Raw genomic sequence first — 3,202 nt, 5'->3', positions numbered from 1 at the left:
TACTGCATTCAGTTCGTGGTGGTCGTCGGGACCATCTATACGGCCGGATTGATTTTGATGTCATGAGGCTTGCGCACCTTCTTATCGTGGCTTTGCTGATTGCTTCGCTTGCGACGGCGACAGCGGCCGGTCCAGTACCAGCACCAAAAGCGCCTGTCCGCTTTGACACGCGCGGAAATATCGTGATGGAGCCTGGAACTACCGCTAAACCTGCGGGGCCACTTGATCGCGTCGTGGAGGCGACCGGTTCAGGTTCGGTTGTCGATCGTGTGGTGGTCGAGACAGAATCCCGGCCCTCGATGCAGCTGGCTGGTGTAATTGCCGCGACTGAAGCAAAGCGAGGTTATGAGGTCTCGGGCGCGCAAGTGGAGGCGACGGCTAGCGCGATCAATACGATCACTGGAGTTACTAGCTCCACTATCGGCGGCATTGCAGTGGGCAGCTGTGCGCTGGGAGGTGGGTTTTTGGGAGTTGCTGCGTGCTACGCGCTCGGTGCTGCCTTCGGTGCATCCGTACAGCTTGCGATTGACGGCTTGATACGCTTGATATTCCCGAAAAAACCGTCGGTCACGCTTGATGCTGTGGCTGATGCGACAAGGGGGCACGTTGGCGAGCCTTGTCCGACTAGTGGCTACGTCGATTGGGGATTCGTCTGCACGGGTAATACTGACGCTGCCGACTGCTGGCCGGATCAGCGCCGCCCCACTCAAAGCATGTTACTTGCTGTCAAGGATATGCCGGTGCGAGTTGTTATCCATGGCCATACCTTCACCGCATATCTCAGCGACGTGTATGCGTCATGTGCGCGCGAAGTGACGTACGTTGATATTCAAGGGCGTCCGCAAGCGGTGGCGGACACCGTGAAATCGCTGGAGAATGCGGAGCGGGCTAAGCCGGTCAGCCCGAAAATTGTTGCGGCGCTTGCGAATGAGCTATGGAAGCAGGCCAGCAATCAACCCGGCTATCAGGGTGTGCCTTTTGATCCAAGCTACCCGATTAGTGAGGACGACGTTAGTAGCTGGAATGCGCAGAATCCCCAGTGGGTTCCCAATGTGGGCGAGTTCACGTCGGTGAGTCCCGGCACGCGCGCAGGTGGCGGATCGATGGGGTTTCCGATACCAAACGGCAACCCGGGGACCAGTCCGGGTACTGATTCCGGAACCAGCCCGGGTACGAATCCCGGAACCAACCCGGGCACGAACCCCGGGACCAACCCGGGCGCGAACCCCGGGACCAACCCGGGCACGAACCCGGGCACCAACCCGGGCACCAACCCGGGCACGAACCCCGGAACCAATCCGGGTACGAACCCGGGGACAAATCCCGGCACCGATCCGGGAACGAATCCCGGAACCAATCCGGGGACTAACCCGGGCACGGGTCCGGGGGATACCGGTAAGCCTCAATCACCGTGGCCTGATGTGTGTGTGCTTCACCCCGACGCATCCGGTTGCGCACCGCTCGGCAGTGCGAACGATGTGCCGCTGAACCGCGATTCAAGGAGTATTTCGCTTTCGCCCGTCTCGGTTGGCTTGCGGAATGGCGTGTGTCCGCCGCCGCGTCACGTCACGGTTTTCGGTGGCGATCTCTCGTTTAGTTACGAGCCGATCTGTGATTTCGCGATCAAGCTGCGTCCGCTGATTCTGTTGGGGTGCGCGCTGCTTGCTGGCTTGATCTTCATCATGGGGTTGATGGCATGAGTTGGGCGACTTTGCTGGTGTCGCTGGTCGGGCCGATCGTTACGCGTGTACTGGTTGCGCTCGGCATTGGTCTTGTGACGATCACGGGAATCGATCTCGCGTTCGATCAGGTGGTGCAGTGGATGAGTGCGAGCGTGGGCGGTTTGAGTGCCGATATCGCTAACGTGCTCGCACTCGGTGGTGTGGGCGACGGCATCGCCTATGTGCTCGGTGGGCTCTCTGCGCGCGTGTCGTTCTACATGCTCACGTTCACAACAAAAATGGTGTTCAGCAAATGATCACGCTGATTACGGGGGTTCCGGGGAGTGGTAAGACGCTGCACGCGGTCTGGCTGCTGACGAAGATTGCGAAGGGGCGTCGTGTGCTGGTCGACGGCATTCGCGATCTGGCAATCGAGCACGTTGAGATTGACGAGCCGTGGTTGCGCCAGTGGCACGAAAAGGCCGAAGCGCACGACTTGATCGTGATCGATGAGGCGCAACGCATCTACCCGCCGACGACGGTCAGCCAAAGGCCGACGCCGGACGTGGAGCAACTGCACGTGCATCGTCACAAGGGCGTCGACTTCATCCTCATCACGCAGCATCCGCAGCGGATCAGCAAGACGGTTCGCGATCTGGTCGGGCGGCACATTCACGCGCGCAACCTGTTCGGGCTCAAGCGCGCGATGCTGTACGAGTGGGACCACTGTCACAACCCGAGCGGCCTGAAAGACGCGGTGAAACGGCAATGGCCTTATCCGCGTGAGGTGTTCAAGCTCTACACGAGCGCCGAAGTCCACACGAAGAAGCAGGCGGTCATTCCAAAGGCGTTGTTTGTCGTGCCGGTGGCGTTGGCGTTGTTCATCGTGCTCGCGGTGAAGATTTTCCATAACGCGCGCGGCGGCTTCGGGATTACGCCCGGAATGGAGGCTTCCCCGCCAGTTGCGACGACAGCGCCGTCGTCGCAGTCCTCGCCGTCGCATCAGTCGGCCAGTGCTGCGGCGCAGTCGCCAGATTGGCGCGTTGCAGGGCGTTACGCGATCGGCAGTGCGGGCTACGTCGTGCTGGCCGCGGCGGATGGTCGGTTGCGTGTGGTTTCTGGTGCGGATTTTCGCGGTGAGGGCGTGCGGCTGACGGGCGACGTTGACGGAAAGATGGTGAGCGGTTGGACTGGCACGCGGGCGGGGAAAACAGAACAAGGCGAGAGGGCAAGATGATGCGATTGAGGGCGCTTGTTGGGAGCGTGGTGCTGTATGCGGGTGTCGCTGCTGGCGCGGTGCCTCCGTTACCGACGCTGCCGGCCGATCCGAGGTTGGCGACTGTGGCGGCGTCGGCGTCGTCGGTTGCGCCGGTCGTCATGCCGTTGAAGCATGTGCGCGGTACGGCGTTTGATTTGCGGTTCGTGACGGTCGCTCAAGTCGTGGATTTGATCTATCAGGACGCGATGCGCACGCCCTACGTGCTCGGGCCGGACGTGCTGAGCGATATGCGCTTGGTGTCGTTTCGCTTGGACGATCAGAA

General features: G+C 61.0%; 3 protein-coding genes and 1 pseudogene. All 4 read left to right on the top strand.

The window, feature by feature from the left end; genetic code table 11:
* The coding region (locus WS62_RS36080) for a virulence factor TspB C-terminal domain-related protein (protein ID WP_331460067.1) at positions 1-1,700 on the top strand (1,700 nt) is incomplete at its 5' end.
* The gene (locus WS62_RS07465; protein WP_066569601.1) at positions 1,697-1,978 is read left to right on the top strand and encodes a DUF2523 domain-containing protein; all 282 of its coding nucleotides are present in this window, start codon (positions 1,697-1,699) and stop codon (positions 1,976-1,978) included. The genes WS62_RS36080 and WS62_RS07465, both read left to right, overlap by 4 nt.
* Positions 1,975-2,898, top strand: a complete 924-nt coding sequence (locus WS62_RS07460) for a zonular occludens toxin domain-containing protein (RefSeq protein ID WP_066569599.1) — start codon at positions 1,975-1,977, stop codon at positions 2,896-2,898. The genes WS62_RS07465 and WS62_RS07460 overlap by 4 nt, the downstream gene beginning before the upstream one ends.
* Positions 2,895-3,202, top strand: a pseudogene (locus tag WS62_RS32880) (type II secretory pathway protein); the annotation flags it as partial. The gene WS62_RS07460 and the pseudogene WS62_RS32880, both read left to right, overlap by 4 nt.

The sequence above is a fragment of the Burkholderia sp. ABCPW 14 genome (genome assembly GCF_001523835.1).
GTDB classification, from domain to species: domain Bacteria; phylum Pseudomonadota; class Gammaproteobacteria; order Burkholderiales; family Burkholderiaceae; genus Burkholderia; species Burkholderia mayonis.
This window is presented reverse-complemented; position numbering and strand designations above follow the sequence as displayed.